Annotated in this window: 23 protein-coding genes, 5 pseudogenes and 1 riboswitch; of the genes and pseudogenes, 15 read left to right on the top strand and 13 right to left on the bottom strand. The window is 56.7% G+C overall.

All coding sequences use genetic code 11. The features are described from left to right. Window positions 1-6: 6 nt before the first annotated feature. The 5 genes from A7P96_RS02495 to A7P96_RS02515 all read left to right on the top strand — a co-directional run bounded on the left by A7P96_RS02495 (window position 7) and on the right by A7P96_RS02515 (window position 4058). Window positions 7-930 carry a DUF3298 and DUF4163 domain-containing protein gene (locus A7P96_RS02495; protein ID WP_067524504.1) on the top strand — a complete coding sequence of 308 codons (924 nt, stop codon included), beginning with the start codon at window positions 7-9 and terminating at the stop codon, window positions 928-930. 166 nt (window positions 931-1096) lie between these two features. Continuing rightward, window positions 1097-1795: a DUF3108 domain-containing protein gene (locus A7P96_RS02500; RefSeq protein ID WP_067524505.1), complete on the top strand. Its 699-nt coding sequence runs from the start codon at window positions 1097-1099 to the stop codon at window positions 1793-1795. Between the two features lie 128 nt (window positions 1796-1923). Then, a complete protein-coding gene (locus A7P96_RS02505; RefSeq protein ID WP_067524507.1) occupies window positions 1924-3186 on the top strand; it encodes an RsmB/NOP family class I SAM-dependent RNA methyltransferase in 1263 nt (420 codons plus the stop codon). A 129-nt stretch (window positions 3187-3315) separates the two neighbouring features. Then, on the top strand, window positions 3316-3630 hold the full coding sequence (grxD, locus tag A7P96_RS02510) for a Grx4 family monothiol glutaredoxin (RefSeq protein ID WP_067448881.1): 315 nt from the start codon (window positions 3316-3318) through the stop codon (window positions 3628-3630). 134 nt (window positions 3631-3764) lie between these two features. Continuing rightward, the gene (locus tag A7P96_RS02515; RefSeq protein WP_067439840.1) at window positions 3765-4058 is read left to right on the top strand and encodes an H-NS family nucleoid-associated regulatory protein; all 294 of its coding nucleotides are present in this window, start codon (window positions 3765-3767) and stop codon (window positions 4056-4058) included. Between the two features lie 435 nt (window positions 4059-4493). Here the strand turns inward: A7P96_RS02515 and A7P96_RS02520 are convergent. The 5 genes and pseudogenes from A7P96_RS02520 to A7P96_RS02540 form a co-directional block, all read right to left on the bottom strand. Next, a pseudogene (locus tag A7P96_RS02520) lies at window positions 4494-5136 on the bottom strand (amino acid ABC transporter ATP-binding protein); the annotation flags it as partial. Between the two features lies 1 nt (window position 5137). Continuing rightward, a pseudogene (locus A7P96_RS02525) lies at window positions 5138-5808 on the bottom strand (amino acid ABC transporter permease). Between the two features lie 255 nt (window positions 5809-6063). Further along, window positions 6064-7911 carry a DNA recombination protein RmuC gene (gene rmuC, locus A7P96_RS02530; RefSeq protein WP_067524510.1) on the bottom strand — a complete coding sequence of 616 codons (1848 nt, stop codon included), beginning with the start codon at window positions 7909-7911 and terminating at the stop codon, window positions 6064-6066. Between the two features lie 77 nt (window positions 7912-7988). Next, a complete protein-coding gene (locus A7P96_RS02535; RefSeq protein ID WP_067524512.1) occupies window positions 7989-8333 on the bottom strand; it encodes a barstar family protein in 345 nt (114 codons plus the stop codon). A 66-nt stretch (window positions 8334-8399) separates the two neighbouring features. Continuing rightward, on the bottom strand, window positions 8400-8837 hold the full coding sequence (locus A7P96_RS02540) for a hypothetical protein (protein WP_067524513.1): 438 nt from the start codon (window positions 8835-8837) through the stop codon (window positions 8400-8402). Here A7P96_RS02540 and purB point away from each other — a divergent pair. Continuing rightward, window positions 8836-10203, top strand: a complete 1368-nt coding sequence (purB, locus tag A7P96_RS02545) for an adenylosuccinate lyase (protein WP_067524515.1) — start codon at window positions 8836-8838, stop codon at window positions 10201-10203. The genes A7P96_RS02540 and purB overlap by 2 nt on opposite strands. 78 nt (window positions 10204-10281) lie before the next feature. Here the strand turns inward: purB and A7P96_RS02550 are convergent, their stop codons facing one another. The 4 genes and pseudogenes from A7P96_RS02550 to A7P96_RS02560 all read right to left on the bottom strand — a co-directional run bounded on the left by A7P96_RS02550 (window position 10282) and on the right by A7P96_RS02560 (window position 13405). Further along, the gene (locus tag A7P96_RS02550; protein ID WP_067524517.1) at window positions 10282-10767 is read right to left on the bottom strand and encodes a hypothetical protein; all 486 of its coding nucleotides are present in this window, start codon (window positions 10765-10767) and stop codon (window positions 10282-10284) included. Between the two features lie 291 nt (window positions 10768-11058). Then, a pseudogene (locus tag A7P96_RS11125) lies at window positions 11059-11416 on the bottom strand (tryptophan synthase subunit beta); the annotation flags it as partial. Next, entirely contained in the window at window positions 11412-12350 is a 939-nt protein-coding gene (locus A7P96_RS02555) for a DMT family transporter (protein ID WP_067524519.1), read from the bottom strand. The gene A7P96_RS02555 and the pseudogene A7P96_RS11125, both read right to left, overlap by 5 nt. Before the next feature lie 213 nt (window positions 12351-12563). Continuing rightward, window positions 12564-12658, bottom strand: a riboswitch (TPP riboswitch). 162 nt (window positions 12659-12820) lie between these two features. Continuing rightward, the gene (locus A7P96_RS02560) at window positions 12821-13405 is read right to left on the bottom strand and encodes a DNA glycosylase (protein ID WP_067524521.1); all 585 of its coding nucleotides are present in this window, start codon (window positions 13403-13405) and stop codon (window positions 12821-12823) included. Window positions 13406-13546: 141 nt separating this feature from the next. Here A7P96_RS02560 and A7P96_RS02565 point away from each other — a divergent pair, with 141 nt between their 5' ends. The 6 genes and pseudogenes from A7P96_RS02565 (at window position 13547) to A7P96_RS02590 (ending at window position 18026) form a co-directional block, all read left to right on the top strand. Next, the gene (locus tag A7P96_RS02565; RefSeq protein WP_067439820.1) at window positions 13547-13765 is read left to right on the top strand and encodes a YdcH family protein; all 219 of its coding nucleotides are present in this window, start codon (window positions 13547-13549) and stop codon (window positions 13763-13765) included. A gap of 264 nt (window positions 13766-14029) precedes the next feature. Continuing rightward, complete coding sequence (aroQ, locus tag A7P96_RS02570; protein WP_067524568.1) at window positions 14030-14485, top strand: type II 3-dehydroquinate dehydratase; 456 nt, start codon at window positions 14030-14032, stop codon at window positions 14483-14485. 36 nt (window positions 14486-14521) lie between these two features. Next, window positions 14522-14980 carry an acetyl-CoA carboxylase biotin carboxyl carrier protein gene (accB, locus tag A7P96_RS02575; RefSeq protein WP_067524523.1) on the top strand — a complete coding sequence of 153 codons (459 nt, stop codon included), beginning with the start codon at window positions 14522-14524 and terminating at the stop codon, window positions 14978-14980. 60 nt (window positions 14981-15040) lie between these two features. Beyond that, entirely contained in the window at window positions 15041-16420 is a 1380-nt protein-coding gene (accC, locus tag A7P96_RS02580) for an acetyl-CoA carboxylase biotin carboxylase subunit (protein WP_067524525.1), read from the top strand. A 244-nt stretch (window positions 16421-16664) separates the two neighbouring features. Then, window positions 16665-17630, top strand: a complete 966-nt coding sequence (locus A7P96_RS02585; protein ID WP_067524526.1) for a S49 family peptidase — start codon at window positions 16665-16667, stop codon at window positions 17628-17630. 158 nt (window positions 17631-17788) lie between these two features. Further along, window positions 17789-18026 (top strand): annotated as a pseudogene (locus tag A7P96_RS02590) (GlsB/YeaQ/YmgE family stress response membrane protein). 246 nt (window positions 18027-18272) lie between these two features. Here A7P96_RS02590 and topA read toward each other — a convergent pair. The 3 genes from topA to dprA form a co-directional block, all read right to left on the bottom strand. Further along, complete coding sequence (topA, locus tag A7P96_RS02595) at window positions 18273-20573, bottom strand: type I DNA topoisomerase (RefSeq protein WP_067524528.1); 2301 nt, start codon at window positions 20571-20573, stop codon at window positions 18273-18275. Window positions 20574-20761: 188 nt separating this feature from the next. Beyond that, window positions 20762-21232 carry a DUF494 family protein gene (locus tag A7P96_RS02600; RefSeq protein ID WP_067524530.1) on the bottom strand — a complete coding sequence of 157 codons (471 nt, stop codon included), beginning with the start codon at window positions 21230-21232 and terminating at the stop codon, window positions 20762-20764. Next, window positions 21229-22470 carry a DNA-processing protein DprA gene (dprA, locus tag A7P96_RS02605; protein ID WP_067524532.1) on the bottom strand — a complete coding sequence of 414 codons (1242 nt, stop codon included), beginning with the start codon at window positions 22468-22470 and terminating at the stop codon, window positions 21229-21231. Before dprA ends, A7P96_RS02600 begins: the two co-directional genes overlap by 4 nt. Window positions 22471-22694: 224 nt before the next feature. On the opposite strand from dprA, the gene A7P96_RS02610 reads away from it, so the two are divergent. The 3 genes from A7P96_RS02610 (at window position 22695) to A7P96_RS02620 (ending at window position 25622) form a co-directional block, all read left to right on the top strand. Continuing rightward, complete coding sequence (locus tag A7P96_RS02610) at window positions 22695-23132, top strand: type II toxin-antitoxin system RatA family toxin (protein WP_067524534.1); 438 nt, start codon at window positions 22695-22697, stop codon at window positions 23130-23132. Next, window positions 23125-23418 (top strand): RnfH family protein, encoded by a 294-nt coding sequence (locus tag A7P96_RS02615; RefSeq protein ID WP_067524536.1) that lies wholly within the window; start codon window positions 23125-23127, stop codon window positions 23416-23418. The genes A7P96_RS02610 and A7P96_RS02615 overlap by 8 nt, the downstream gene beginning before the upstream one ends. Before the next feature lie 182 nt (window positions 23419-23600). Continuing rightward, window positions 23601-25622 carry a UvrD-helicase domain-containing protein gene (locus tag A7P96_RS02620; RefSeq protein WP_067524538.1) on the top strand — a complete coding sequence of 674 codons (2022 nt, stop codon included), beginning with the start codon at window positions 23601-23603 and terminating at the stop codon, window positions 25620-25622. A gap of 53 nt (window positions 25623-25675) precedes the next feature. Here the strand turns inward: A7P96_RS02620 and A7P96_RS11130 are convergent. After that, window positions 25676-25812 (bottom strand): annotated as a pseudogene (locus A7P96_RS11130) (IS1595 family transposase); the annotation flags it as partial. Between the last annotated feature and the right edge of the window lie 177 nt (window positions 25813-25989).

Raw genomic sequence — 25989 nt, forward strand, 5'->3', positions numbered from 1 at the left:
ACCATCATGCGCATCCGCCTGCTCCCCATCGTTTCCGCCCTATTGCTCGCCGCCTGCGGCCAAATCACCGACACCCTGCCCACACCTGCCGCCAACCAAACCGCTACTTCCGCTGCATCCGAACCAGCCACCAACACGACTGCCGAACAAACAGCCCGTAAGCCCGACTTTACCCCGTACAATTCGCATCCCACCGTCGTACGCCCCGGGCAGACCGCTTCCCCCATTCCTGCTGTCGCCACACGTTCCTACGATTTCTTCCACCAAAAACGTTGCTATCCTGGCGACAAACTCTGCGCCGAAGTCCGCCTTACCTTGCCCGATACTGGCATTGCCTGGCTAAACCGCTTTTGGCGCGAAAGCTTCTACAACAATCAATCCACCAAAGAGCAGACAATAAAAAATGATGCCTCCCTGCGCCGCTCCTATCAAAACGAACTCAACAGATTAGCCGCTAAAGTGAAAACAAACGATTACGGCGAAGCACTTTACCAATCCACTTCCGATGTCCGCTTCCTTTACCAACGTGATAATTTGGCTTTTTTTGAATCATCCTTCGATATATACGAAGGCGGTGCCCACGGATGGAGCAGGCTAAATTACTGGATCATGGACTTGGAAAAACACAAACTGCTTGAGCTTCAAGATATCCTCCTTCCCGGGTGTGAAAGTGAAGTCCTCCAGCTTCTACAAAACAGCTTCGACGTATATCTAGAAGACAAAAAAATGGAGGCTATGTCGGAAACAGAGCGGAAGTTGGATAAAAGCTACCTTTACAATGCCAGCATCCTCTTTACCGCAAATGGGTTGCTATTCCATTACAATGATACCGTATTACCCGGCCACGGTTACGCCCAAGGACAAGTTGATCTAACCATTGATTGGATTAGCCTCAATCAATTCATCAAACCCGAATACCGCTGGAAATAAATCCCTGTCGATTTTTCAGGTAGCCTCCTCCCCGCTGCAGGCTACCTGAAAATTCCCGTCAAACCATGTAACCGCACGCCCCCGACGCAAAACTTAAGGCTATAATGCCGCCCCGAAGCCGCTGATTCGCAGCGCATCTTCCCTTTTTTGAGCAAAGGAATTTCAAATGACCAGTCTCACCCTCCGCCTCGGTACTGCCGCCGTCCTGTGCGCCGCCGCGCTGGCCGCGCCCGCCGCCGCTGCCGAAACCGCCTTTCCCAAAAACGCCGAGCTGCACTACATCGGCCCCTACGGCGTGCCCGCCGTGATGACCTTCAACCAAAACGGCGGCCGCTACAACGTAAACGCCGACATCAACGTGCCGCTCTACAAAATGCGCTTTTCTTCCAACGGCAGCATCAGCGGCAACCGCCTGCAGCCCGCCCGCTACAGCGACACCCGCAAAGGCCGCGCCTATGCCGGCGCCACCTTCGACTACGGCAGCAAAACCATCACCTACGGCAAAACCGGCCAAACCGAAAGCCAGCCCATCAGCGGCCCCACTTTCGACCTCTTCACCCTGGCCTGGCAGCTCGCGCTCAACAACGGCCAACTGCCTGCCAACCTGCACATCACCAACGGCAAACGCGTCTACCCCGTGCGCGGCATGACCCGCCTGCCCCCCGCCCGCTACAACATCAACGGCGCCAGCATTGCCGTCAACCGCTTCCGCGTGCAGCGCGGCGACGACACCATCGAATATTCCTTCGCCCCCGATTTCGCCAACATCCCCGCCCTCATCAAATACACCGACGATGGCAAAACCTACGAGCTCAAACTGCGCAGCGGCAAAATCGACGGCACCCCCCTGCAGCCGCCCAAGTAAGCAGCAACACAGGCTACCTGAAATACCAAACCTAACAGACAAGCCGCCCCGCAGCCTGTCTGTTTCTTATCTGCCCATTTTCAGGTAGCCTTCCCCCTTCCCAGGCTACCTGAAACCACTACGCCCAAATGACCCCTGCCCAACTCCTCCACACTTCCACCCTGCTCGGCCAAGTGCTCAGCTTCGAGCAGCCTGCCGACGCTCTCGTTTCCGCCTATTTCCGCAGCCACAAAAAACTCGGCCGCCAAGACCGGCACGAAATCGCCGAAACCGTGTTTGCCGCCCTGCGCCATTTACAGAAAATCCAAAGCGTGCTGCCCGAGCCCGTACGCCAATCCCGCCGCGCCGCGCTGGCCACCCTGGTATTGGGTCGCGGCATCAGCATTTCCGCCCTCGCCGATTGCGCCAATGCCGAAGAAACCGAGTTTCTAGGCTACCTGAAAGCCAAAAAAACCGAGTTTGCCGAGCAGCTGAACACTGCCGCCGAACTGCCCGAATGGCTCATTGCCCAACTGCACGCCCAAGGCTGGAGCGACGAACACATCCTCGCTTTCGGCCGCAGCACCGCCGCCCCCGCCCCGCTCGATTTGCGCGTGAACACCCTCCAAGCCAAACGCGACAAGGTGCTCGCCCAACTGCAAGATGAAGGCATCCGCTGCGAAGCCACGCCGTATTCGCCGTGGGGCATCCGCCTGCACGACAAATCCGCCCTCATGCGCTACCCGCTGTTTTTGGAAGGCGCCATCGAAGTGCAAGACGAAGGCAGCCAGCTGCTCGCCCGCCTCACCGGCGCGCGACGCGGCGAAATTATTGTCGATTTCTGCGCCGGCGCGGGCGGCAAAACCCTCGCCCTGGGCGCCGCCATGAACAACAGCGGCCGCCTCTACGCCTTCGATGTGGCCGAAAAGCGCCTGGCCAAACTCAAGCCGCGTATGGTACGCGCCGGCCTCACCAACATCAGCCCGCAGCGCATCGGCAGCGAAACCGACCCGCGCCTCGAACGCCTTACCGGCAAAGCTGACCGCGTGCTGGTGGACGCACCCTGCTCCGGGCTGGGCACCCTGCGCCGCAACCCCGATTTGAAATACCGCCAATCGCCCGAACGCATCGCCGAATTGGCAAAGCAACAGGCCGCCATCCTCGAAGCCGCCGCCCGCCTGGTGCGCCCCGGCGGCCGTTTGGTGTATGCCACCTGCAGCGTGCTTGCGGCTGAAAATGAACACCAAGCTGAACGCTTCAGTGCCGCTCATCCCGATTGGCAGCTGGCAAACGCCACCGGACTCCTGCCCGATTGCCCCGAACTGTTTTCAGGTAGCCCCTATCTGCAACTCGCTACGGCCACCCATCACACCGATGGTTTCTTTGCCGCCGTATGGATACGCCCCGAATAGTCGTCAGATCGGTTATAGTGCATCAACTTCGCTTCCGCTTCTTGTATCGAAAGCAGATTTAATCCGCTATAATGACTGCTGTTTCGCATCCGCATTTTTATCCATATTTGATCCATAAGAAGAAACACTATGAGCATCCAAGAAGAAATCAGACAATTCATAAACAGCAACCGCATAGTGCTGTTTATGAAAGGCACCAAACAATTCCCGCAATGCGGCTTCTCCTCCCGCGCCGTGCAAATCCTGCAAGCCGCAGGCTGCAATGATTTCGTTACGGTAAACGTATTGGAAAACCCCGAAATCCGCCAAGGCATCAAAGAATACGCCAACTGGCCCACCATCCCGCAGCTGTATGTAAACGGCGAATTCGTGGGTGGCTCCGACATTTTGATGGAAATGTATGAAGCCGGCGAATTACAGGATTTGCTGAAAGCCGAAGCCTGATTTACCATAACGAAACTGAGCCGGTTTGGCGCGTATCTGTGCCAAACCGGCAATTTATTTCTGGCATAAGAAACTGAAATACCCTTATAATCAGCCCCGAAATAAATTTTAACAACCTTCACAAAGGAAACATCATGGCAGCACGTGAGACTTTAGACCAACTCCTGGAACAGAAGAAAACCTTGGAAGACCGAATCCAACGCCGTTTGGTTTCCGAGCGTAAAAAGAAAGTTAATCAAATTCTGGCCATTATGCGAGACTTTGAAATCAGCATTGCCGATATCGAAGCAGGCCTGAAAGAAAAACAAAGCCGCCCGCAATACCGCAATCCGAAAACTGGTGCAGTGTGGGGCGGCGTGGGTAAACGGCCGAAATGGATTGTAGAAGCCCAAGAAAAAGGCATCGACATCAAGAAATTCTTGGTATAACCGTTGCCTACAATAAAAAAGGCTACCTGAAAACTCAAAATCTGTATTTTCAGGTAACCTTTTCCATGCTGGGCGGCAGGGAAATGTGCCAATTGGAAAAGCATTTTGAGATTACCATTATGAATTGATATAAGCCGATTTCGGCAGATGCAAAATATCCATTTTATTAATGATAACGGAAGCTTTGTTTTTTGTTCCTGCCGCAGGATCAATCTACACGCCGCCCTATTTTTAACTTCATTGACGCTCACGTTTTCAAGTAGCCTCTACCCAATTACATTCCTCCATAAGGATAGCCCATATGGAACAGTTAAACACTCTGTTTCTGATTATGGTCTTGTTTCTGTTTGTCAGTGTGGTGACCACCCGTATATCGGAGTGACTCGGTATGCCTCTGCTGTTGGTTTTCCTCGTTGTGGGCATGCTGGCGGGCGAATAATCCGCGCCGCTGAGAAACTGTTGGGCGCAGCTGCTTTCCGGTTTGGTGAAGAATTTAGCGGATGTACTTTCTTCGATGATGTTTCCTTGACCCATAAAGATAATCTGGTCGGCTACTTTGGCGGCGAATTCCATTTCGTAGGTAACGATGAGTATGCTCATACCCTCGCGTGCCAGCTCCCACAGCGCGCGCAATGGCAATGCGCTGCTTTTGCCCGCCGGAAAGCTCGCGCGGGAAGGCGGTTTTGCGGTTGAGCAAGCCCACGCGGGCCAGCAGCTTGTCGGCCTGCGCCTCCACTTCTTCGCGGCGGCGGCCCTGCGCCTTCAGCGGGCCGAGCAGGATGTTGTCGATCACATTCATATGGGCAAACAATTCATAGCTCTGAAACACCATGCCCACTTTCTGGCGGGCGGTTTCCCACGGCACGTCTTTGCCGAATTCGCCCACGCCTTCCATTTCGATGCTGCCGCCCTGATGCGGCTCCAAGCCGTTGATGCAGCGCAGCAGGGAGCTTTTGCCGCTGCCAGACGGGCCCAAAATCACCACCATCTCGCCCTTCTCCAGGCTCAAATCCAAATCCTGCAGCACCACGGTATCGCCGTAGCCCTTGCGCAGGTGGCGCACATTCAGCAAAGCCATATCAGCTCTCCCATTTCTTTTCCAAATAGCCCGCCAGCAGCGACAGCGGCCAGCAGCACAAGAAATAAAGTATGAAAATCAGGCCATACACCCAAAACGAAGCGTTCGGCATGGTAAGTAGGGAATTCTCGATAATCTGTTGCCTCACCTCCACCACTTCCACCACGCCGGTCAAGGCTGCCAGCGAACTGGTTTTCACCATACGCGTGAATAAGTTAATCGCGCCTGGCAGTGCCCGCTGCACACTCTGTGGCAACTCGATATACCAAAACACCTGCCGCCGGTTCAGCTCCAGCGCCTTGGCCGATTCCACCTGATGCTTTTCAATCGACTCCAGCGCACCGCGCACCAAATCTCCCATCTCGCCTGTGTGCTCCAAACTACAAACACCCAAATGCACACCCACACACCGTTCAGATGGATATCCGTCCAGGCCGATAGCCCGAAATACAGTACAAACAACTACATCAGAATCGGCACGATCCGCACCACTTCCAAATACAGTGCACCCACAAACCACGCCAGCGGATGATGCACCCGCATCAGCAGCCCGAACAGCGTGTCCAACACACAGGGAAGCGTTATTGAAATCAACGAAATCTTTACCGTGAGCCACAAGCCTTGCGCCAAGCGCGCCGCATTATGGCCGGCAAACAGCCACTCAAGCACCATATTTCTCCTCCTGCAGCCTTTTTTCTACATCGCTAAAAGGAGGTACTAATGTAGATTAAGAAGCACAAGTGGGGAGACTACCTAACAATATTAAGAAGAGCAGGTAGAATAAAATGTTGGCGTAGTAGCGCTGCTGTTTTACTATTGCATTGTGGTTTACGCTTTCAGTGAGGCACAAATATCGGGCATAAATGCTCAAGTTACGGCAGCATACAATATTTAAGAGGCTACCTGAAATTTTCAGGTAGCCTCTCCCTACATCTTGTCTGCCGCGCCGCCTGTTTTATCTTCCAGCGCCTCCGGCTCTTCGCTGCCGGCTTGTTCCACCAGTTGCGCATCGAGCCGTTTGCCGGCTTTCACACCCATTTGGCGTAGTTTTTCCACACGGCCGACCAGGTTGCCGCGGCCGCTGTGGAGCTGTTTGTGGGCTGCTTGGTAGCTTTCTTGTGCCTGCTGGAGGTTTTTGCCCACTTTTTCCAGCGTTTCCACAAAGCCGACGAATTTGTCGTAGAGTTTGCCGCCTTCATCGGCAATCTGCAGGGCGTGGCGGTTTTGGTATTCGTGCCGCCAGATGTTGGCCACGGTGCGCAGGGTGGCCAGAAGCGTGCTGGGGCCGACCAGGATGATGCGTTGGTCGAAACAGGTTTGGAAGAGCTCGGGGTCTTGCTGCAGGGCGAGCAGGTAGGCGGGCTCCACGGGTACGAACATGAAGACGAAATCGAGCGATACCAGGCCTTGGATTTCATCGTAGCGTTTGGCGGCGAGCTCTTTGATGTGCTGGTGTACCGAGGCGAGGTGGGCGGCGAGCTCGGCTTCGGCGGCTTCGGGGCTTTCGGCGCGGGTGTAGCGCACGTAGGCGGTGAGCGATACTTTGGAATCGACGATGATTTGTTTGTTGTCGGGCAGGTTGATGAGCACATCGGGCTGGAGGTAGCGGCTTTCGCCGTCGCTGTCGGTTTGGCGGCCGCCGCTTTGCACGAAGTATTCGCGCCCTTTCACCAGGCCGGAGTTTTCCAGCACTTTTTCCAGAATCATCTCGCCCCAGTTGCCCTGGCTTTTGTTGCGGCTGCCGGTGAGGGCTTGGGTGAGGGCTTGGGCGTCTTGGTGCAGCCGAGCGTTGAGCTGTTGTAGGCGTTTGAGCTCGTTTTCCAGCGTGAGCCGCTCTTTGGCTTCTTTTTCGTAGGTGTTTTGTACGAGTTGGCTGAAGCCTTGCAGTTTTTCGCTCAAGGGATTGAGCAGTTGGTCGAGCTCTTGGCGGTTTTGCTCGGAAAAACGGCGGCTTTTTTCTTCGAGGATTTGGTTGGCGAGGTTTTGGAATTGTTCCCCCAAGTTTTGGCGGGCTTGGTTGAGCAGGGCGATTTGCTCGGCATGGGCTTGCTGCTGCTGTTCGATTTGGGTTTGCACGCGCTCGTGTTGCAGGCGGCTGGCGGCCAGCTCTTGGCGGGCAGTTTCGTAGCGCTGTTGGAGCTGCTGCTGCTGTTCGGCGGCTTCGGCCAGTTGGCTGTTGAGGTGCTGCACGGATTTTTCGGCGGTGGCGGCACGGGTTTGCCAGCTTTGGCTTGCTTCCTGTTCGGCAGCGAGCTGCTGTTTGGCGGCGGCCAGCTCTTGCTGCTGTTGCTGTTGGCGCTCGGCGGCTTCGGCCAAGCTGCGGTCGAGGTGTTGCTTGGATTGTTCGGCAGCCACGGCACGGGTTTGCCAGCTTTGGCTTGCTTCCTGTTCGGCGGCGGATTGCTGCTTGGCGGCGGCGAGCTCGCGCAACAGCTGCTGCTGCCGTTCGGCAGCCTCGGCCAGGCGGTTGGTGAAGTGTTGCACCGATTGCTCGGCGGCGGCGGCGCGGGTTTGGTAATCCTGTGCGGCTTGGCGGGCGGCGGAAAGCTGCTGCTGGCTATCGGCCAGGCTTTGGGCGGTGTGGCCGAGTTGCTGTTCGCTTTGCTGCCAGGCCTGCTGTTGCAGGGCGAGCTGGTGTTGCAGGCGGTCGGCTTCCTGCCGGTGGCGGTGTTGCGCGGCTTGGTTGCGGGCGTTTTGCCACAGCCAGACGATGAGTGCGCAGAGTAGGGCGGCGGCAAAGCAGGCGGCAAGCAGGATGGGGAGGGTGAAGGTCATAAGAGGCTACCTGAAAACGGTGTTTGGGCGCTAAAGCGTGAGCTTCAGCAAAGTGTAAATGAGGAACGGTTGGCGGTTTAATCGGCTATCGAAATCCGCACGATTTTATGCTCCTGCGGGTTGCTGTGCCAATAATCGCGGTATAGCGCTAGGCAGTCGGCAATATCGGCAAACAGTTTGGGCCGGCGTTGTTTGAGGTCGGCCAGGCCGCAAAAGGCGATGTGGATTTCGCGTTGCGGCAGCCAGCCCAAGTCGCGCATACAGTCGTTGAGCGAATTGAGGCCGCCGCTGAAACAGGCGGGCAGCTCGAAGGCTTCCTGCATGCGCTGCATCAGGCTGTGCGGGGTTTTGATGCGGGATAAATCCACGCTGATGGCGAGGGTGTCCGGGCGGATTAGGGTTTGGCGGATAAAGCGGCTCATGGAAGTTTATTGTGAGCTATCTGAGAGTAAACGAATTTTGTGAGGTATACATTGGATTTCGGCAGCTTACCAAATTTCAGGTAGCCTTTGCCATTTCCTGCCTGCTCGCCTTTGCGCCTCATGCCGGCGCAGGCACTTTCTTTTCTTTGCTTCGCCAAAGAAAAGAAAGCAAAAGAAAGGCGACTGCGGTTGCAGGTTTGGTTTCGCCAAACTTCCCTCACTCCGCGCGGTTTTTCGGGCGCAAAGAGAAATTGGATTAGCTCGCAACTTGCGGCTGCGCCGCTTCGGGCATGCAAGCCCTTGTTCCCCGAAAAACCGCACTCCGTTCGGCTGCGCCAGCAGAGAGGGCGTTGCGGCAACTGTTCGTACCCCTATCTTCCGTGTTTGGTTATCGGGAAAGTTCATCAATCTACGAATTATGAATTCTACCGCTTTCAGGTAGCCTTCCCGCTTTTCGGGTAGAATACCGCCGTTTTGTTGGCCTTTTTTCATAGGAAACCACATGTCTGCCCTGCTTGCCCTTTCCCCGCTCGACGGCCGCTATGCCGCCGCTGTTGAAGCCCTGCGCCCCGTTTTTTCCGAATACGGCCTGATCCGCGCCCGCGTGCGCGTGGAGTTGGAATGGCTCAAATCACTGGCTGCCGCGCCCGAAATTAGCGAAGTGCCGCCCTTTTCCGCCGCTACCTTGGCCGAAATCGATGCCGTGATTGCCGGCTTTTCGCCCGAACACGCTGCCGAAGTGAAAGCCATCGAAGCCACCACCAACCACGACGTGAAAGCCGTGGAATACTGGCTCAAACAGCGCTTCGAGAGGCTACCTGAAATCCAAAAGGCAAACGAATTCATCCACTTTGCCTGCACCAGCGAAGACATCAACAACCTTTCCCACGCCCTGATGCTGCGCGAAGCCCGCGATAGCGTGCTGCTGCCCAAGCTGGCCGAAATCGCCGCCAAGCTGCGCCAAATGGCACACAGCCTAGCCGCCCAACCCATGATGAGCCGCACCCACGGCCAGCCCGCCACCCCCACCACCCTGGGCAAGGAAATCGCCAACGTGCTCGCCCGTTTGCAGCGCCAAACCGTCCAGCTGGAGAAACAGGAATTCTTGGGCAAAATCAACGGCGCCGTGGGCAACTACAACGCCCATCTTTCCGCCTACCCCGATATGGATTGGGAAGCGCATTGCCGCCGCTTTGTCGAACAGTCGCTTGGGCTCACCTTCAACCCCTACACCATTCAAATCGAGCCGCACGACTACATGGCCGAGTTCTTCCAAACCCTCAGTCGTATCAACACCATCCTCATCGATTTCAACCGCGACGTATGGGGCTATATTTCCCTTGGCTATTTCAAACAAAAAGTGAAGGCCGGCGAAGTCGGCTCCTCCACCATGCCGCACAAAGTGAACCCCATCGACTTTGAAAACTCCGAAGGCAACCTCGGCACCGCCAACGCCATACTCGGCTTCATGGCCGAGAAACTGCCCGTATCCCGCTGGCAGCGCGACCTGACCGACAGCACCGTGCTGCGCAACATGGGCGTGGGCGCAGGCTACACCCTGCTCGGCTGGGCCGCCCACCTGCGCGGCCTGAACAAACTCGAAGCCAACCCCGCCGCCATGCAGGCCGACCTCGACGCCACCTGGGAGCTTTTAGCCGAGCCCATCCAAACCGTGATGCGCCGCCACGCCGTGCCGCAGGCCTATGAGCAGCTCAAAGCCCTCACCCGCGGTCAAGACGGCATCACGCCCGCCACCCTCCAGTCCTTCATCCGCGGCCTTGCCATCCCCGAAGAAGCCAAAGCGCGCCTGCTCGCGCTCACTCCCGCGCTGTATGTAGGCAAAGCGGAGGAGCTGGCCAAGCGAATTTAACGCCGATTGCTTGCCTGTAAACAACAAAAAGCTACCTAAGAATTTCAGGTAGCCTTTCATCTTTAGCCATACAGCCGATTAATAAACCGGAGACTGCCCCGCCGGTAGCACGCGGGTTATACCATTGGCGCTTCGCAGCACGCGCACGCGCTGGCCGGGCTGGAATTGGATATCGCTTTTTTGTACCACGGAAATTGCATCGTGTGAGCCTTCGAGCTGCACCACGATTTCATAGCCGCGCTGGCTGTCGAGTCCGCGTGTGAGCGACTGCGTGCCCAAGCCACCTACAATCGCGCCCAAAATTGCGCTCACCGCTTTACCCCGGCCTTCGCCGAAATTGCTGCCGCCGATGCCGCCCAGCAGAGAGCCGGCAGTGGTGAGCAGCGGGTTGTCTTCGCCACGTATGGTGGTGGGTGTTACCGACAGCACTTCACCGTAGTAAACCCGTGCTGTGTTTTGTGCTTGGGAGGTGGTGTATTGCAAGGCGGAACTGTTGGCGCAGCCGCCCAGGTTCAGCAGCAGGGCGGCGGATACGGCAGCGGCAAGCAGACGTGAAGCAGACATGGCGTTTCCTGAAAGTATGATTAAACAAAATTATATAATGGATAACATTATAGTGGGTTAAATTTAAACTAGTGCAGCGTTGGCTCGTCTTGTTGTACTACTTGTACTATCTGCGGCTTGCCGCCTCGCTCTGATTTTTGCTGAACCACTATATTTTTCGATATGGAGAAATGCCTGCTTTCCCTGTCGTATGAGGCTACCTGGAATCTGCGTGTTTTGAGTTCGGCTTTGAATAATTGTTCCAGCCACTGGCGTTTTACTCTGTCGCGGAATTTTTCACGCCCGCTTTCAGCTTGCCGTGTATTCCACGCGGCCGATGTTGGCCAAAGGGAGGTGTTCCGAGTTGATGCTGGGATAGTTGATGCTGGCGGAAACGGAATGTGTGCCGAGCACTTGGCTGTTGTCGTCCCGCAATTAATAGCTGCGGAAACCGTGCAGCACACCGATGAGGCGTATACTGCTTCCAGTATACGGGAAACAGGCTGATGGCGTTGTTGCTGCCACCCACACAGGCCATGGCCACGTTGGATTGCCGCCCAATCGCTTCCTGCGTCTGTGCTTTGACTTCGGTGTCATCGTCGTCCATGCGGGTGGTTCATTCTAGCATGGCTTCGTTCATCGTGTCTTTGAGCGTACGGCTGCCACTATTCCACGCTTTCCAAAGCCCGTTTTCTTGCCGCACCCCATTCTGAAGCCGCAATCCCCGCCGCCACCAAGATTAAGGCTGTGAGCACATAGCCGCCCAGCCGTTCGTCTGGGAAGGCCGCCGCGCCCACCAGCGCCCCGAACACCGGCAGCAGATTCATCGTGAGCGCCGCCCGACCCGCGCCAATCGCAATCACGCTTTCCATATAAAACAGCTTGGACAAAATCGCAATAAACACAGAAACATAAAGCAGCAGCAGCCAAGCCTGCCACAGCGGCATTCGGAAGCCTTTCTCCACCCCTTCCCATACATAAAACGGTGCACTCACCACCACCGCCGCCACACACATCGCCCACAGCAGGCTTGCCCAGTGCACCTTCGGCGCAGAACGCAGTGCCAACGAATAGCCGGCATAAATCAAAGAAGTTACCAGTGCCAGCGCATCCCCTTGCGACAAACCTGTTTCCAGCAGTGCGGCCGGATTGCCTCGGCCCACCACCCACACCACGCCCGCAAACGACAACCCTACCCCCAGCCATTGCAGCCAATGCTCCCACGTGCGCCAAAACAGCACCTCCGCGAGCAACACCATCACCGGAATCAGCGCCGTGATAATCGACACATTCACCACCGCCGCCCCGCGCGCGAACGCGCTGTAGAGCACAATATTAAACAGCGCAAACCCGCTGCCGCCCACCAGCAACAGCCACAACGCACGCGGCTTGAGCACAGGCAGATCCTCCCGAATCCGCACGCGGAACAGCCACGAAAGCAGCAAAGCCGCCAGCACCCAGCGCCAAAACGTAAACTCATAAGGCGAAAGCCAAGCTTTGCCCAGCTTGCCCGCCACATTGCTCGTGGCCCAGAACGCCGGTGCCAAAAACAGCATCACATAAGGGTGCGGCAGGCCGTTTGCCTGCCAAATACGGAAACGCATGGTTTATCCTCTTGCAACAGCCCGCTGCCGCTGGCGGAAGGCTACCTGAAAAATATTTACTGCGAAAACACAGTTACTTACGGGCGAAGATTGCATGCCATGCTCAGGACAACAGGCAACAAAAACGTCCCGATAAATCGGAGCGCATCATCACGTTGCCGCGGCAGAATCCGCTCTGCCGCCTGCGGCCAATCAAACCGGGCAGCATCCCGCCCAAATCGGCCATGAGTTCCCTCCGCCGGCATTAACCGGTTCAGGTGCAACGGGTATGTTCTCAGCCGCGCAAGGCAGCACCCCGACTCAAGGGGCCGGATTATAGTGGAATTCCCAATCCGCTGCTATGGCGTGGTGCGCCTAGCTGTATTGCTGCTGCATATTTGAGTAGGGTAGGGTTGCACACAGCCGTTTGAAGTGCCAAACCTTTCCAATTTTCAGGTAGCCTCAAGCCGCCTTGAAAGGCTACCTGAAAACTATACCAATCCCGCCATCTCGAAAAACGCCCGATATGCCGCTGCTTTTTTCTGCAAACTCAGCGGATATGCCCGCGAGGTGGAAGGCAGGCGGGTGAGGGTGAGATGCCGATTGGCTAAAGTGAAGGGCAGCGTTTCGCCGGTTTTCGGCATTTTCGGCGCATCGGGCAGCAGGGAGAGCAGCACTTCGGTGGCCTTGCCGCCGGTGGTACATATATGGCGGCAGCGTGGCAGCTGGGTGAGTACGGCGGGCAAATCCACGGTTTCCACCACACGCAGGAATTTGTCGGAGGCATTATCTTGTTCACGCACGGCTTTGAGCACGGTGGGGCAGGAAGCGATGCCGCGCTCGCGCAGGAAGGCTTTGATTTTTTCCGCGTCAAACGCTTTTTCGCCTATTTTTTGGAAGTGCGCGGTATCGTTGAAGAACACGAGCCCGTACACGCGCCACATATCATTGATGAAATTGGGATAGTGAAACAACATGGCGTGCTTTTCCGCCTTGGGCGGGAAGGTGCCCATCATCATCACGGTGGCTTCGGGCGGCAGTAGGGCGGGGAAGGGGTGGCTTTCGATTTCGGGCATGGCGGCAGTGCAATAATTTGGAGGGTTTCATTATAAAGCGAATAAAAGCAGGAGCCGTTCGATTTTTCCCGCCGGCTATGATAAAGTACAGTCAAGATAAAAAGTTTGTTCAACCCTTGCCCACTTGAAAGCGAGAAAACAATGTTCCCCGAATACCGCGACCTCATCAGCCAGCTCAAACAATCTGACAAGCGCTTTGCCCGCCTGTTTGACGAACACAACGAGCTGGACGAAAAAATCGCCAATATGGTTAAAAACCCGGTTACCGGCAATTTGGACGAAGTGGAAGTTCTGAAAAAACAGAAGCTGCATTTGAAAGACCAGCTCTATCAAATTCTGAGACAGCACGACAAGAAATAAATACTTGCCTGGCAAAGGGCACAGAAGGCTACCTGGAAGTTTAGCTTCGCAGAAACTTAGCTGCGCTGCGTTTTCAGGTAGCCTTCGCCGCTTTAAATACGGTTGAAGCTGCTGCTTAACAAATCCTGCCGTTTCCATACAGATAAATACAAAAACTGGACATTTCCCCCACTATCGCCGAAAATGTACATCTTGCCCGCTAGCAGCAAACTGCGTTTTCAGGCGCAATTATTCATTTCAACCGAATTTAAACTGCCCTCCAGCATGAAACCCGCCATCCTCGTTATGCACGGCCCCAACCTCAATCTTTTGGGGCAGCGTGAACCGGAAATCTACGGCTGCACCACCCTTGCCGACATCAATGCCGGCCTGCAGGCGCGCGCTGAAGCTGCCGGTTTTGCCTTTGAAGCCGTGCAGAGCAATGCCGAAGCCGTGCTGGTGGAGCGTGCCCAGGCGGCCATGGCCGACCATACTGCCTTTATCATCATCAACCCGGCAGCCTACACCCACACCAGCGTCGCCCTGCGCGATGCGCTTGCTGCCGCCGGCAAACCCTTTATCGAAGTCCACCTCTCCAACGTGCACGCCCGCGAGCCCTTCCGCCGCCATTCCTATTTTTCCGATTTGGCGCAGGGCGTGATTTGCGGGCTGGGTGCGCACGGCTATTCCGTCGCGCTGGATTTCGCCATTGAATACTTGCAACAAAAACAGGCCGGCTAAAGCCCGGCTCCGAATCCCTTAAAAGGACCTCTCATTATGGATTTACGCAAACTCAAAAAACTCATCGACTTGGTGGAAGAATCCGGCATTGCCGAGATTGAAGTAACCGAAGGCGAAGAAAAAGTGCGCATCACCCGCTCGCTGGCTGCGCCGCAGCCCGTGTATGCCGCCGCGCCTGCCGTGGCCGCCGCTCCGGCTCCTGCCGCTGCTGCCGCGCCCGTAGCCTCCGCAGGCGCGCCTGCCGCCCCCGCCCGCGATTTGAGCAAAGCGCAAACCTCGCCCATGGTGGGCACTTTCTACCGCGCCCCCGGCCCGAACGCGCCGGTGTTTGTGGAAGTGGGCCAGAGCGTGAACGCCGGCGACACCTTGTGCATCATCGAAGCCATGAAGCTGATGAACGAAATCGAAGCCGAACGCAGCGGCGTGGTGAAAGAAATTCTGGTGGAAAACGGCCAGCCGGTGGAGTTTGGCGAGCCGCTGTTTATCATCGAATAATTTTTCAGGTAGCCTCCTGCTGCGGCATAAAGGCTACCTGAAAACCATAAGGCAAAGATTATGCTGAAAAAAGTCCTCATCGCCAACCGTGGCGAAATCGCCCTGCGCGTATTGCGCGCCTGCCGCGAAATGGGCATCGCCACCGTGGCCGTGCATTCCACTGCCGACAACGACAGCCTGCACGTTAAGCTGGCCGACGAATCTGTCTGCATCGGCCCCGCCCCCTCTGCGCAGAGCTATCTGCACATTCCCTCCATCATCGCCGCCGCCGAAGTAACCGGCGCCGACGCCATCCACCCCGGCTACGGCTTCCTGGCTGAAAACGACCGTTTTGCCGAGCAGGTGGAAGAATCCGGCTTCATCTTCATTGGCCCGCGTGCCGACACCATCCGCCTGATGGGCGACAAAGTGTCTGCCAAGAAAGCCATGCTCGAATCCGGCGTGCCCTGCGTGCCCGGCTCGGACGGCGCACTTTCCGACGACCCCGACGAAATCCTGAAAACCGCCGAGCGCGTAGGCTACCCCGTGATCATCAAAGCTTCCGGCGGCGGCGGCGGGCGCGGCATGCGCGTGGTGGAAAAACGCGAAGACCTGATTAAGGCCGTGGAAATGACCAAGGCCGAAGCTGAAGCCGCTTTCGGCAATCCGATGGTGTATATGGAACGCTTCCTGCAACGCCCGCGCCACGTGGAAGTGCAGGTGCTGGCCGACGAGCACGGCAACGCCATTTATCTGGGCGAGCGCGACTGCTCCATGCAGCGCCGCCACCAAAAGGTGATCGAAGAAGCCCCTGCGCCCGGCATCACCGCTAAAGAGCGCGAGAAAATCGGCAAAGCCTGCGTGGCTGCCTGCAAACGCATTGGTTACCGCGGTGCCGGCACATTTGAATTTCTGTACGAGGACGGAGAATTCTTCTTCATCGAAATGAACACCCGCGTGCAGGTAGAACACCCCGTAACCGAGCTGATTACCGGCATCGACATCGTGCAGGAGCAGCTGCGCATCGCCGCCGGGCTGCCGCTGCAATACAAGCAGAAAGACGTGGTGATCCAAGGCCATGCTTTTGAGTGCCGCATCAACGCCGAAGACCCCTACAGCTTCATCCCCAGTCCGGGCTGCATCACCAGCTGCCATCTGCCCGGCGGCTTCGGCGTGCGCGTGGACAGCCACATTTATCAGGGCTACCGCATTCCGCCGAACTACGACAGCCTCATCGGCAAAATCTGCGTGTATGGCAACGATCGCGAGCAGGCCATCGCCAAAATGCACGTTGCCCTCTCCGAGCTTACCGTGAGCGGCATCAAAACCAATGCCCTGCTGCACGACGACCTATTCCGCGACCCCGGCTTCACCAAAGGCGGCGTGAGCATCCACTATCTGGAGCACTGGCTGGAAGAGCGCAAAGCCCAGCTGCAAGCTGAAAAGCAGGCTGAAAAATAGTTTGTTGTCAGATGAATAAAAGGCTACCTGAAAAGTGTTTCTGCTTTTCAGGTAGCTTTTGTTTTCAGGTAGTCAGTGGGTTAGCCGGCCCTAGACATCTTTGGTAGGTAACCATAAGGGCTACTTGAAACCGCTGCTGCCGCCGCGTGTTACAATAGTCGCCCTTTCCCGTCGGAATCAGGCGCATACCGTTTTCAGGTATGCCCTTCCGGCATTCCACATCATTCCAAGAAAGTTACCCGCCATGAAACACATCATTCGCCGCAATAGCGAGCCGAACAGTGGCAACTGGGAGCGCGACACCCTGGAAAAACTCCTGCTCGAAGCTTACCGCGAGCAACGCCGTGCCCGCATTTGGAAGCTCATTTTCCGTCTGTTGCTCATCGCCTTCCTGGCTCTCTATCTGTTTGCCATTTTCGGCAATATAGGCAGCCTCAATCCTGCCGCTGCCGGGCCGCATACCGCAGTGATCCGCTTGGAAGGCGCGATTACCGCCGGCGAAAACCAGGCCGGCAAACTGCGACAAGGCCTGGAAGCCGCCTATAAAAACAAACAGGTGCGCGGCATCATCATCCGCGCCAACAGCCCCGGCGGCTCGCCCGTGGTATCCGGCGTGGCCTATCGTGAAATCCGCCGCCTGCGCGCCGAGCATCCCAACATCCCCGTGTATGTGGTTGCTGAAGACATGTGCGCTTCCGGCTGCTACTACATTGCTGCTGCCGCCGACAAAATCTATGCCGACCAATCCAGCATCGTCGGCAGCATCGGCGTGGTTGGCAGCAGCTTCGACCTCACTGGCCTGATGCACAATATGGGCATCCAGCGCCGCCAGCGCACCGCTGGCAGCAACAAAGGCATGGGCGACCCCTTCAGCCCGGAAACCCCCGAGCAAACCGCCATCTGGCAAGGCATGCTGGACGACATTCACCAGCAATTCATCAAAGCCGTGCGCGACGGGCGCGGCAAACGCCTGAACGAAGCGGATAATCCCGACCTGTTCAGCGGCCGAGTGTACACCGGCAACGAAGCGCTCAAAACCGGCCTCATCGACGGCTTGGGCGACATCTATAGCGTATCACGCGATATCATCAAAGCCCCTGAGCTGGTGGACTACACCCCTGCCGATGACATCAGTCGCCTGTTCAGCAAAGGAGTAGGCACCAGCGTGCGCCAAAGCTTGCAGGAAGCGGTGCAGGAACAGCCATGGTAGGAATTTAGTTTGTTGCTTTGGTTAAATAGGAAAGGCTACCTGAAAACGAGCTCCGCGAGTTTCTGCGAAGCTAAAATTCAGGTAGCCTTTATCTTGAAAAGCCGGCCGTTTGCCTGATATGTATGCCATCTAATCACACCATAAGAGGAAAACCAACCATGATCGGTACCATCATCACATCGGCTTCATCATCGGTGTTTTGGCCAAATTCCTGTATCCGGGCGGGCAACGCTTGGGTATCATATGACTACGCTGCTCGGCATCGGTGGCTCGGTGCTGGTCAGCTTGGTTGGGCAGATGATGGGCTGGTATGCCATCGGGCAGCCAGCAGGCTGGGTTGCGTCCACGCTGGGCGCCGTGGCTATTTTGGCTATTTTCGCGAACCTGCGGAAATAATGTCCCCCTACTGACAACCGAAAGCAGCCTCAACCGATAGCGGTTGATGGCTGCTTTTTTATGTTCTAGCGTTGTACGGTAAATCTATTTGCATCCAGGATAACGTTGGCCGGGTTTGCTGTACTTAACTACACTTCTGCGGCTAGCTGCTTTGTCCTAATTTAAATTTGATTTATATATTTGCTCAATAAAGGCTACCTGAAAAATATTGCTCATTTTCAGGTAGCCTTTCGTTTATTTACGGCTTTAGCCTTTCAGGGCGGGCGGTTCAATTTGCTCTTTCCAGCCGCACTCTTTCTGTGGGCAGACTTTTTCCACGCCCCAGCGTTTGGTGGTTTTGATGGTGAGCACTGGCCAGTGGCACTTGGGGCATTCTTCGGCCACGGGCGGGTTCCAAGTGGCGTAGTCGCAGTCGGGGTAGGTGTTGCAGCTGTAGAACAGCTTGCCGTAGCGCGATTTGCGCTCGATCAGGCTGCCTTTGCCGCATTTGGGACAGGCCACGCCGGTGTCTTTGGGTTTTTCCAAGGGCTCGATGTGTTTGCACTTGGGGTAGTTGGCGCAGCCGATGAATTTGCCGAAACGGCCTTTTTTATACACGAGCTGGCCGCCGCATTTGGGGCATTCGCGCCCTTCTACAATGGTGGGCTCTTCGGCGGCTTTGGCGGCTTCTTCGGCGGTTTCGTTGAGGTTGCGGGTGTAGTCGCAGTCGGGGTAGCCGGAGCAGGCGATGAAGCGGCCGCGTTTGCCGAATTTGATTTGCAGCTTGTGCTGGCCGCATTTGGGGCAGGTTTCTTCCAGCTCTTCGGTGGTGATTTTGGCGCGCTCGATGCCGGCTTTTTCCTCAATCTGTTTGTGGAAGCCTTTCCAGAATTTGTCCATCACGGGAATCCACTGCCGCTTGCCGCTGGCAATGTCGTCGAGCTGGTCTTCGAGCTTGGCGGTGAAATCGTAGTCCACGTATTGGGTGAAGTGTTCGGTGAGGAATTTGTTCACGATTTCGCCGGTGTCTGTGGGCAGGAAGCGGCGCTGGTCGATGGTTACGTATTCGCGGTCTTTTAAGGTTTTGATGATGCTGGCGTAGGTGGAGGGGCGGCCGATGCCGAACTCCTCTAAGGCTTTTACCAGCGTGGCTTCGTTGAAGCGGGGCGGGGGCTGAGTGAAATGCTGCTCGCCATAGAGTTTGTCCACAGGCAGAGCGTCGCCCACGGCCAATTCGGGCAGTTTTTTGTTGTCTTCATCCTCGTCGTCGTCATCGTGGCCCTCCTGATACACGCTCAAGAAGCCGGCAAATACAAGTACTTGGCCGGTAGCGCGGAACACACCTTCGCCCACGCCGATGTCCACAGTGGTGGCGTCGAATTTGGCTTCCACCATCTGGCAGGCCATGGTGCGCTGCCAAATCATTTGGTAAAGCTTGAATTGGTCGGCGGACAGGAAGGGCTTCACGCTCTCGGGCGTGCGGTACACCGAAGTGGGGCGGATGGCTTCGTGCGCCTCTTGGGCGTTTTTGGATTTGGTGCGGTACATGCGCGGCGATTTGGGCAGGAAATCGGCGCCGATTTTGTTATCGATGTAGTGGCGGATTTCGGCTATCGCGTCTTGCGACAGGGTTACGCTGTCGGTACGCATGTAAGTAATCAGGCCGACCGAGCCTTGGCCTACGTCCACGCCTTCAAACAGCTGTTGGGCGGTGCGCATAGTGCGGTCGGTGGTGAAGCTGAGCTTGCGTACGGCGTCTTGCTGCATGGTGGAGGTGGTGTAGGGCGCGGCAGGCTTGCGGGTGGCTTTTTTCTTCACCACATCGAGCACTTGCGCCGGTTTGCCCTGCATGGCGGCCAGCACGGCGGCTTGGGCGGCTTCATTGGGTAGGGAGAACTGCTCCAGTTTGCTGCCCTGCCATTGGGTGAGCTTGGCGGCAAATTTTTGGCGGCCTTTGTGGCTATCGAGGTGCACGCTCCAGTATTCCTGCGTTTCAAAGGCGCGGATTTCGTTTTCGCGTTCGCAAATCAGGCGCAGGGCGGGGCTTTGCACGCGGCCGGCGCTCAGGCCGCGCCGGATTTTTTTCCACAACAGCGGGGAGAGGTTGAAGCCGACCAGGTAATCCAAGGCACGGCGTGCCTGTTGCGCGTCCACCAAGCCCATATCGAGCTTGCGCGGCTGCTTGAGGGCTTCCTGCACGCCTTTTTTAGTAACCTCGTGGAACACCACACGCAGGGTGCGCTCGTCCAGATTTTTGATGCCGCGTTTGGTTTTGAGGATTTCGTAGATATGCCAGGAAATGGCTTCGCCTTCGCGGTCCGGGTCGGTGGCCAGATAGAGGGTATTGGCTTCTTTGGCGGCCGCCACGATGGCATCGATATACTTTTTGCTCTTGGCCGGCACTTCGTATTTCATGGTGAAATCGTGCTCGGGATCGACGGCGCCGTTTTTCGGCACCAAATCGCGTACATGGCCGAAGGAGGCCAATACTTCAAAATCGCTGCCCAGGTATTTTTTAATAGATTTGATTTTGTTGGGAGATTCCACAATCAGCAGGTTTTTCGACATAGTTTCCTCGCAAAATACTTTTGTTTTTAGCCACGCTGTAGCTAAGGAAATATAGTGCTTTAGCCAATAAAAGCAAGGTATCAGGTAGCCTTAATCCATCTTGGTGCAAGAGCGCCGTATTCAATCAAAGGCTACCTGAAAATCTCAATCTTTCAGGTAGCCTTATATTATAAGAGCAGTGACTTTTCTCAATTCATCACTGCTCGGCCATGCAGCAGGGCATTGACCAAATCGTCGCTGATGAGCATGGGCAGCTCGGATTTGTCTGCCCACAACACCAAGAGCGACAGCACTTTCACGTGTGCATCGGTGAGCGGCTCGTCTGCTTTGGCCGAAAGGTGCATCAGCGCAAGCAGCACAAATTCCCGCTGTTCCACGGAGAGCGCGCCATTTTGCACCAAAAAGTGCAGCAAACCCAAAGCCTCGGGCGGCAAAGCGGCAAGCTCTTCGGGCAGATACACGCGCATCGCCTGCTCTTCGCGGAAATTGCGGTGTAGCGAGCGGCTGCGTTCTTGGAGCACGTTCATGAATAATAGCGTATCACGAATTTCCTCATCCTGGAAACCCACCTGCTCCAAGAGGTTGCCCAAGGCCTCGCTGGGCGGGCAGGTGTCGAAGTCTTGGAAGTTGTTTATCAAAAAGGCAATTACGTCAATCATTTGGTATTCCTATTTGGAGCAATACGTTGGTAACGGCCGCCAGAGAGCGGGGCAATTTGGCCGTTGATTTCTAATAAAGTCAGTTCGGCATACACATCGGCAGCGGGCAGTTTGAGCCGCTCGGCCAGGCTGTCGGGGTGTACTGCGTCGTAGCCCATGGCTTGCAGCAGCAGCAGCGAGGTTTCCGTTTCTGCCGGCTCCGGCGCGGTATCGGCCAAGACGGGCTGTTCGCTTGGAAGCGATTCAGTTTCGCGATGCTCGCCAGCTTCATTTTTGTTTCGCAGAAACTCGCTACGCTCGTTTTCAGGTAGCCTTTTGGCTTGGGCTGATGTTTGGCGGTTAGGCGATATGGACTGCGGCAGCTGCGGGCATTCTTCCAAAATATCGGCCAGCGTTTCGGTGAGCTTCGCGCCTTGCTTAATCAGCGCGTGACAGCCTTTGCTGTGCGGGTTGTCGATGGAGCCGGGCACGGCAAACACTTCGCGCCCCATGTCTGCTGCCAGCCGCGCGGTAATCAGCGAGCCGGATTCAAAAGCGGCTTCCACCACCAGCACCGCGGAGGAGAGGGCGGCAATCAAGCGGTTGCGGCGCGGGAAGTTACCGGCCAGCGGACGCGTGCCCAAGGGGAACTCGGAGAGCACACAGCCTTGTTCGGCAATGCTGTGCGCCAAGGCTTTATTGGCCACAGGATACACGCGGTCGATGCCCGTGCCCCACACCGCCACCGTGCCGCCCTGCCTGCGCAATGCGCCTTCGTGGGCGGCGCTGTCAATGCCGGCGGCCATGCCGGATACGGTTACGATGCCGGCTGCAGCCAAGGCTTCGCCGAACTCACCGGCAATCCGCATCGCCTGCGGCGTGGCATGCCGGCTGCCCACGATGGCTACTGAAGGCCGATGCAGCCATTCAGTGTTGCCGCGGGCAAACAATAAGGGCGGGGCGGTGATGCCTTCGCCCAATTGCGGCGGGAAATCTGCGTCGCAAGCCAACAATAAACGGCAGTTTTCCTGCTGCTCCCATGCCAGCGCGGCTTCGGCGGCAGCCTCGGCCTCGTGGCGGCGGCTGCGCCAGGCTTCCTGCGCCAGGCGGCTGGGCAGAATGGCGCCCACTTCCTGCTCGGCAGCCCACACGGCGCCGGCCGAGCCGTAGTGGCGGCACAATTCGTAAAACGTTTCCGCGCCGATATACGGCATCAGCGCAAGCTGTATCCAAGCCAAACGTTCTGCGGAGTTTTCCATGTGTTTTACGTGTGCGGGGGAAGGGAGTTAGGGAAGTAGGTCGGCGGCTGCCGAGCGGTATCGAACAAACTTCAAGCAAGTTTCGAGCCAAGAATGGCAGGTTATAAATAATCTATTGTTTCAAATTGATAATCTGTGTTTTATGCGTCACATGTGTGCTTGGCGGTGGGGCGGTTTAGCGTTTCGCTATATAATGCGCACTTTGCATTGCCAAGGCCGTTTGTATGTCGCTCAAAACCGTGAAGAAATCCCTGCTCGTGCCGCATTCTGCCGAGCAGATGTTCGAGCTGGTGGACAAAGCGGAGGATTATCCGCAGTTTCTGCCGTGGTACAGCCGCACCGAAATCATCGAGCGCAGCGGCAACGAATTGAAAGCACGGTTGTTTATGGACTATATGGGCGTGCGCCAATCGTTTGCCACGCACAACCGCAACATCCCCGGCCGCGAAATCCGCATGGTGTTGCTCGAAGGCCCGTTTAAAAGCCTGAACGGAACTTGGCACTTCCTGCCCTTGGGCGACGATGCCTGCAAAGTGGAATTCGAGCTGCACTACGAATTTTCCAGTCGCGTGCTTTCCGCGCTCATCAGCCTCGTGTTCAGCCACATCAGCGGCACGCTGGTGGACGCTTTCGTGAAAGAGGCAGGCCGCCGCTATGCCTAGCAATACCCCGCTCAATATCGAAGTGGCCTATGCCGAGCCGGGCAAACAACGCCTGCTGGCTTTTCAGGTAGCCTGCGGCACCACCGCGCGGCAGGCCGTGCTGCAATCCGCATTGCCAACCGAATTTCCGCACGTTGATTTTGCCGCCGTACCCATCGGTATCTTTGGCAAAAAAGTGAAAGACAGCACCCCGCTGCGCACAGGCGACCGCGTGGAAGTGTACCGCGCCCTGCTCGTCGACTCGAAAGAAAACCGCCGCCGCAAAGCCGCCGCCAAACAGAAATAAAGAGGCTACCTGAAAATCAGGAAAACTATTTTCAGGTAGCCTGCATCCATTCCCCAAACCACCCAAAGGCTACCTGAAAGCGTAAGCTTCAACGGAGTTAAAACGAGCGCAGCGAGTTTCTATGTAGTAAAAACGAGTATAGCGAGTTTCGCCAAAACCCAAGCAGCCTTACCCACCTCCCCATGTCCACACCACCCTTCCAACTCAACCCCCAGCAGCTCGAAGCCGTGCACTATCTCGGTGGCCCCCTGTTTGTGCTGGCCGGTGCCGGCAGCGGCAAAACCCGCGTGATCACCGAAAAAATCGCCCACCTCATCCGCGAAGTGGGCTACGCCCCGCACAACATCGCCGCCATCACCTTCACCAACAAAGCCGCCGCCGAAATGCAGGAGCGCACCGCCGCCATGCTCGGCAGCCGCCAAACCCGCGGGCTTACCGTCTGCACCTTCCACTCGCTGGGCATGCGCCTCTTGCGCGAAGAAGCCCAACACATCGGCTACAAACAAAACTTCTCCGTGTTCGACGGCTCCGATAGCGGCAAAATCATTGCCGAGCTGCTCGGCAGCAGCGGCCGCGACGCCGTCTTCCGCGCCCAGCACAGAATCTCCCTGTGGAAAAACGACCTGCTCACCCCCGAGCAAGCCTTTCAGGTAGCCTCCAACGAATGGGAACGCCAAACCGCCCAACTCTACGCAGGCTATCAGGAAACCCTGCACAGCTACCAAGCCGTCGATTTCGACGACCTCATCCTCCTGCCCTCCCGCCTGCTGCAAAACGAAGCCGGCATCCGAATCAAATGGCAGATGCGCCTGCTGCACCTTTTGGTGGACGAATGCCAAGACACCAACACCTGCCAATACACCCTCATGAAGCTGCTCACCGGCGCCGAAGGCCGCTTCACCGCCGTGGGCGACGACGACCAAAGCATCTACGCCTGGCGCGGCGCCAACATGGAAAACCTCCGCCTGCTCCAACAAGACTACCCCGCCCTCAAAATCATCAAGCTCGAGCAAAACTACCGCTCCTCCGCCCGCATCCTGCGCGTGGCCAACCAAGTTATCGCCAACAACCCCAAACTCTTCCCCAAAACCCTCTGGAGCCAATACGGCGAAGGCGAACCCGTGCGCATCATCGCCTGCCAAAACGAACAACACGAAGCCGAATACGCCGCCGGCAGCATCATCCGCCGACGCAACCAAAGCGGCGGCAGCCTCAACTACGCCGACTTCGCCATCCTCTACCGCAGCAACCACCAAGCCCGCCTGTTTGAAGAAGCCCTGCGCAGCGCCCACATCCCCTACCGCGTTTCCGGTGGCCAAAGCTTCTTTGACAAAGCCGAAATCAAAGACATCCTCGCCTACCTGCGCCTGCTCGCCAACCCTGACGACGACCCCGCCTTCCTGCGCGCCGCCACCACCCCCAAACGCGGCATCGGCGACGCCACCCTCAGCAGCCTCAACCGCTACGCCGCCGCAGCCTCCTGCAGCCTCTACGCCGCCGCCAACACTGCCGAAGCCCTATCCCAGCTTCCCGCCGCCGGCCGCGAATCCCTGCGGCAGTTCACCGCCCTCATGCAAAGCTACCAAAGCCGCGCCCAAAGCGAGCCCGCCGGCAGCCTCATCCAAGAGCTCCTGGCCGACATCCGCTACGAAACCTACCTGCTCGAACACGAAGAAGGCAAAAGCGGCGAAATCAAATGGCGCAACGTGCAAGATTTATGCGCCTGGCTGGACAGGAAAGGCGAACAAGACGGCAAAACCCTGATCGAACTCTCCCAAACCATCGCCCTGATGAACCTGCTCGACAGCCGCAGCAAAGAAGAAACCGACACCGTCACCCTCTCCACTCTGCACGCCTCCAAAGGCCTCGAATACCCCCACGTCATCCTCGCCGGTTGCGAAGAAGGCCTCTTCCCCCACGCCGACAGCGTAGAAGAAGGCAACCTCGACGAAGAACGCCGCCTCATGTACGTCGGCATCACCCGCGCCAAACACAGCCTCACCCTCACCCACTGCGTCAAACGCCGCCGCCAAGGCGGCTGGCAATTCCCTGAGCCCAGCCGCTTTATCGGCGAAATGCCCCAAGCCGACCTCAAAATCCTCGGACGCAAAGGCGGCGAACCCATCGTGAGCCACGAAGAAGGTAAAGCCAACCTGCGCAGCATGCTCGATATGCTCAACGCCAAAATGGGGCAGAAAAAATAAGGGACTGACGTAGATTAGCCTTAAATTCCACACAATCCCCGCAGGATTTTAAGCTACCGGGATGGTGTATTGAAGTTAAATCGAAATTCGCACCTTTTCAAGAATAGGAAATATTGCAGTCGATTCCGTTGTATTTATGTAAGACGTGCTTTGCCTGATTACAAAAATTTTCGATGCCGTTGATGCAGTTCCCGCAGTCTGTAAACCGGCTCGTACGGTCAGCCCGGCATGTTGCCAACGGCCTCCGCCTAGTAAGGCTACCTGAAAGCATCAGCTTCAGCGACGTGAAAACCAAGCTGCGGTTTGCCACCCGTTCCCCTGTTAGCCCACATCGGACGGGGAATGGTTTTCAGGTAGCCTTTTCGTA

It is taken from the genome of Eikenella sp. NML03-A-027, assembly GCF_001648395.1.
GTDB lineage: Bacteria > Pseudomonadota > Gammaproteobacteria > Burkholderiales > Neisseriaceae > Eikenella > Eikenella exigua.

Coding starts and splice junctions, on each gene's coding strand:
- A7P96_RS02495 (WP_067524504.1), top strand. CDS start 7: ATGCGCATCCGCCTGCTCCCCATCGTTTCCGCCCTATTGCTCGCCGCC.
- A7P96_RS02500 (WP_067524505.1), top strand. CDS start 1,097: ATGACCAGTCTCACCCTCCGCCTCGGTACTGCCGCCGTCCTGTGCGCC.
- A7P96_RS02505 (WP_067524507.1), top strand. CDS start 1,924: ATGACCCCTGCCCAACTCCTCCACACTTCCACCCTGCTCGGCCAAGTG.
- grxD (WP_067448881.1), top strand. CDS start 3,316: ATGAGCATCCAAGAAGAAATCAGACAATTCATAAACAGCAACCGCATA.
- A7P96_RS02515 (WP_067439840.1), top strand. CDS start 3,765: ATGGCAGCACGTGAGACTTTAGACCAACTCCTGGAACAGAAGAAAACC.
- rmuC (WP_067524510.1), bottom strand. CDS start 7,911: ATGACCTTCACCCTCCCCATCCTGCTTGCCGCCTGCTTTGCCGCCGCC.
- A7P96_RS02535 (WP_067524512.1), bottom strand. CDS start 8,333: ATGAGCCGCTTTATCCGCCAAACCCTAATCCGCCCGGACACCCTCGCC.
- purB (WP_067524515.1), top strand. CDS start 8,836: ATGTCTGCCCTGCTTGCCCTTTCCCCGCTCGACGGCCGCTATGCCGCC.
- A7P96_RS02540 (WP_067524513.1), bottom strand. CDS start 8,837: ATGTGGTTTCCTATGAAAAAAGGCCAACAAAACGGCGGTATTCTACCC.
- A7P96_RS02550 (WP_067524517.1), bottom strand. CDS start 10,767: ATGTCTGCTTCACGTCTGCTTGCCGCTGCCGTATCCGCCGCCCTGCTG.
- A7P96_RS02555 (WP_067524519.1), bottom strand. CDS start 12,350: ATGCGTTTCCGTATTTGGCAGGCAAACGGCCTGCCGCACCCTTATGTG.
- A7P96_RS02560 (WP_067524521.1), bottom strand. CDS start 13,405: ATGCCCGAAATCGAAAGCCACCCCTTCCCCGCCCTACTGCCGCCCGAA.
- A7P96_RS02565 (WP_067439820.1), top strand. CDS start 13,547: ATGTTCCCCGAATACCGCGACCTCATCAGCCAGCTCAAACAATCTGAC.
- aroQ (WP_067524568.1), top strand. CDS start 14,030: ATGAAACCCGCCATCCTCGTTATGCACGGCCCCAACCTCAATCTTTTG.
- accB (WP_067524523.1), top strand. CDS start 14,522: ATGGATTTACGCAAACTCAAAAAACTCATCGACTTGGTGGAAGAATCC.
- accC (WP_067524525.1), top strand. CDS start 15,041: ATGCTGAAAAAAGTCCTCATCGCCAACCGTGGCGAAATCGCCCTGCGC.
- A7P96_RS02585 (WP_067524526.1), top strand. CDS start 16,665: ATGAAACACATCATTCGCCGCAATAGCGAGCCGAACAGTGGCAACTGG.
- topA (WP_067524528.1), bottom strand. CDS start 20,573: ATGTCGAAAAACCTGCTGATTGTGGAATCTCCCAACAAAATCAAATCT.
- A7P96_RS02600 (WP_067524530.1), bottom strand. CDS start 21,232: ATGATTGACGTAATTGCCTTTTTGATAAACAACTTCCAAGACTTCGAC.
- dprA (WP_067524532.1), bottom strand. CDS start 22,470: ATGGAAAACTCCGCAGAACGTTTGGCTTGGATACAGCTTGCGCTGATG.
- A7P96_RS02610 (WP_067524534.1), top strand. CDS start 22,695: ATGTCGCTCAAAACCGTGAAGAAATCCCTGCTCGTGCCGCATTCTGCC.
- A7P96_RS02615 (WP_067524536.1), top strand. CDS start 23,125: ATGCCTAGCAATACCCCGCTCAATATCGAAGTGGCCTATGCCGAGCCG.
- A7P96_RS02620 (WP_067524538.1), top strand. CDS start 23,601: ATGTCCACACCACCCTTCCAACTCAACCCCCAGCAGCTCGAAGCCGTG.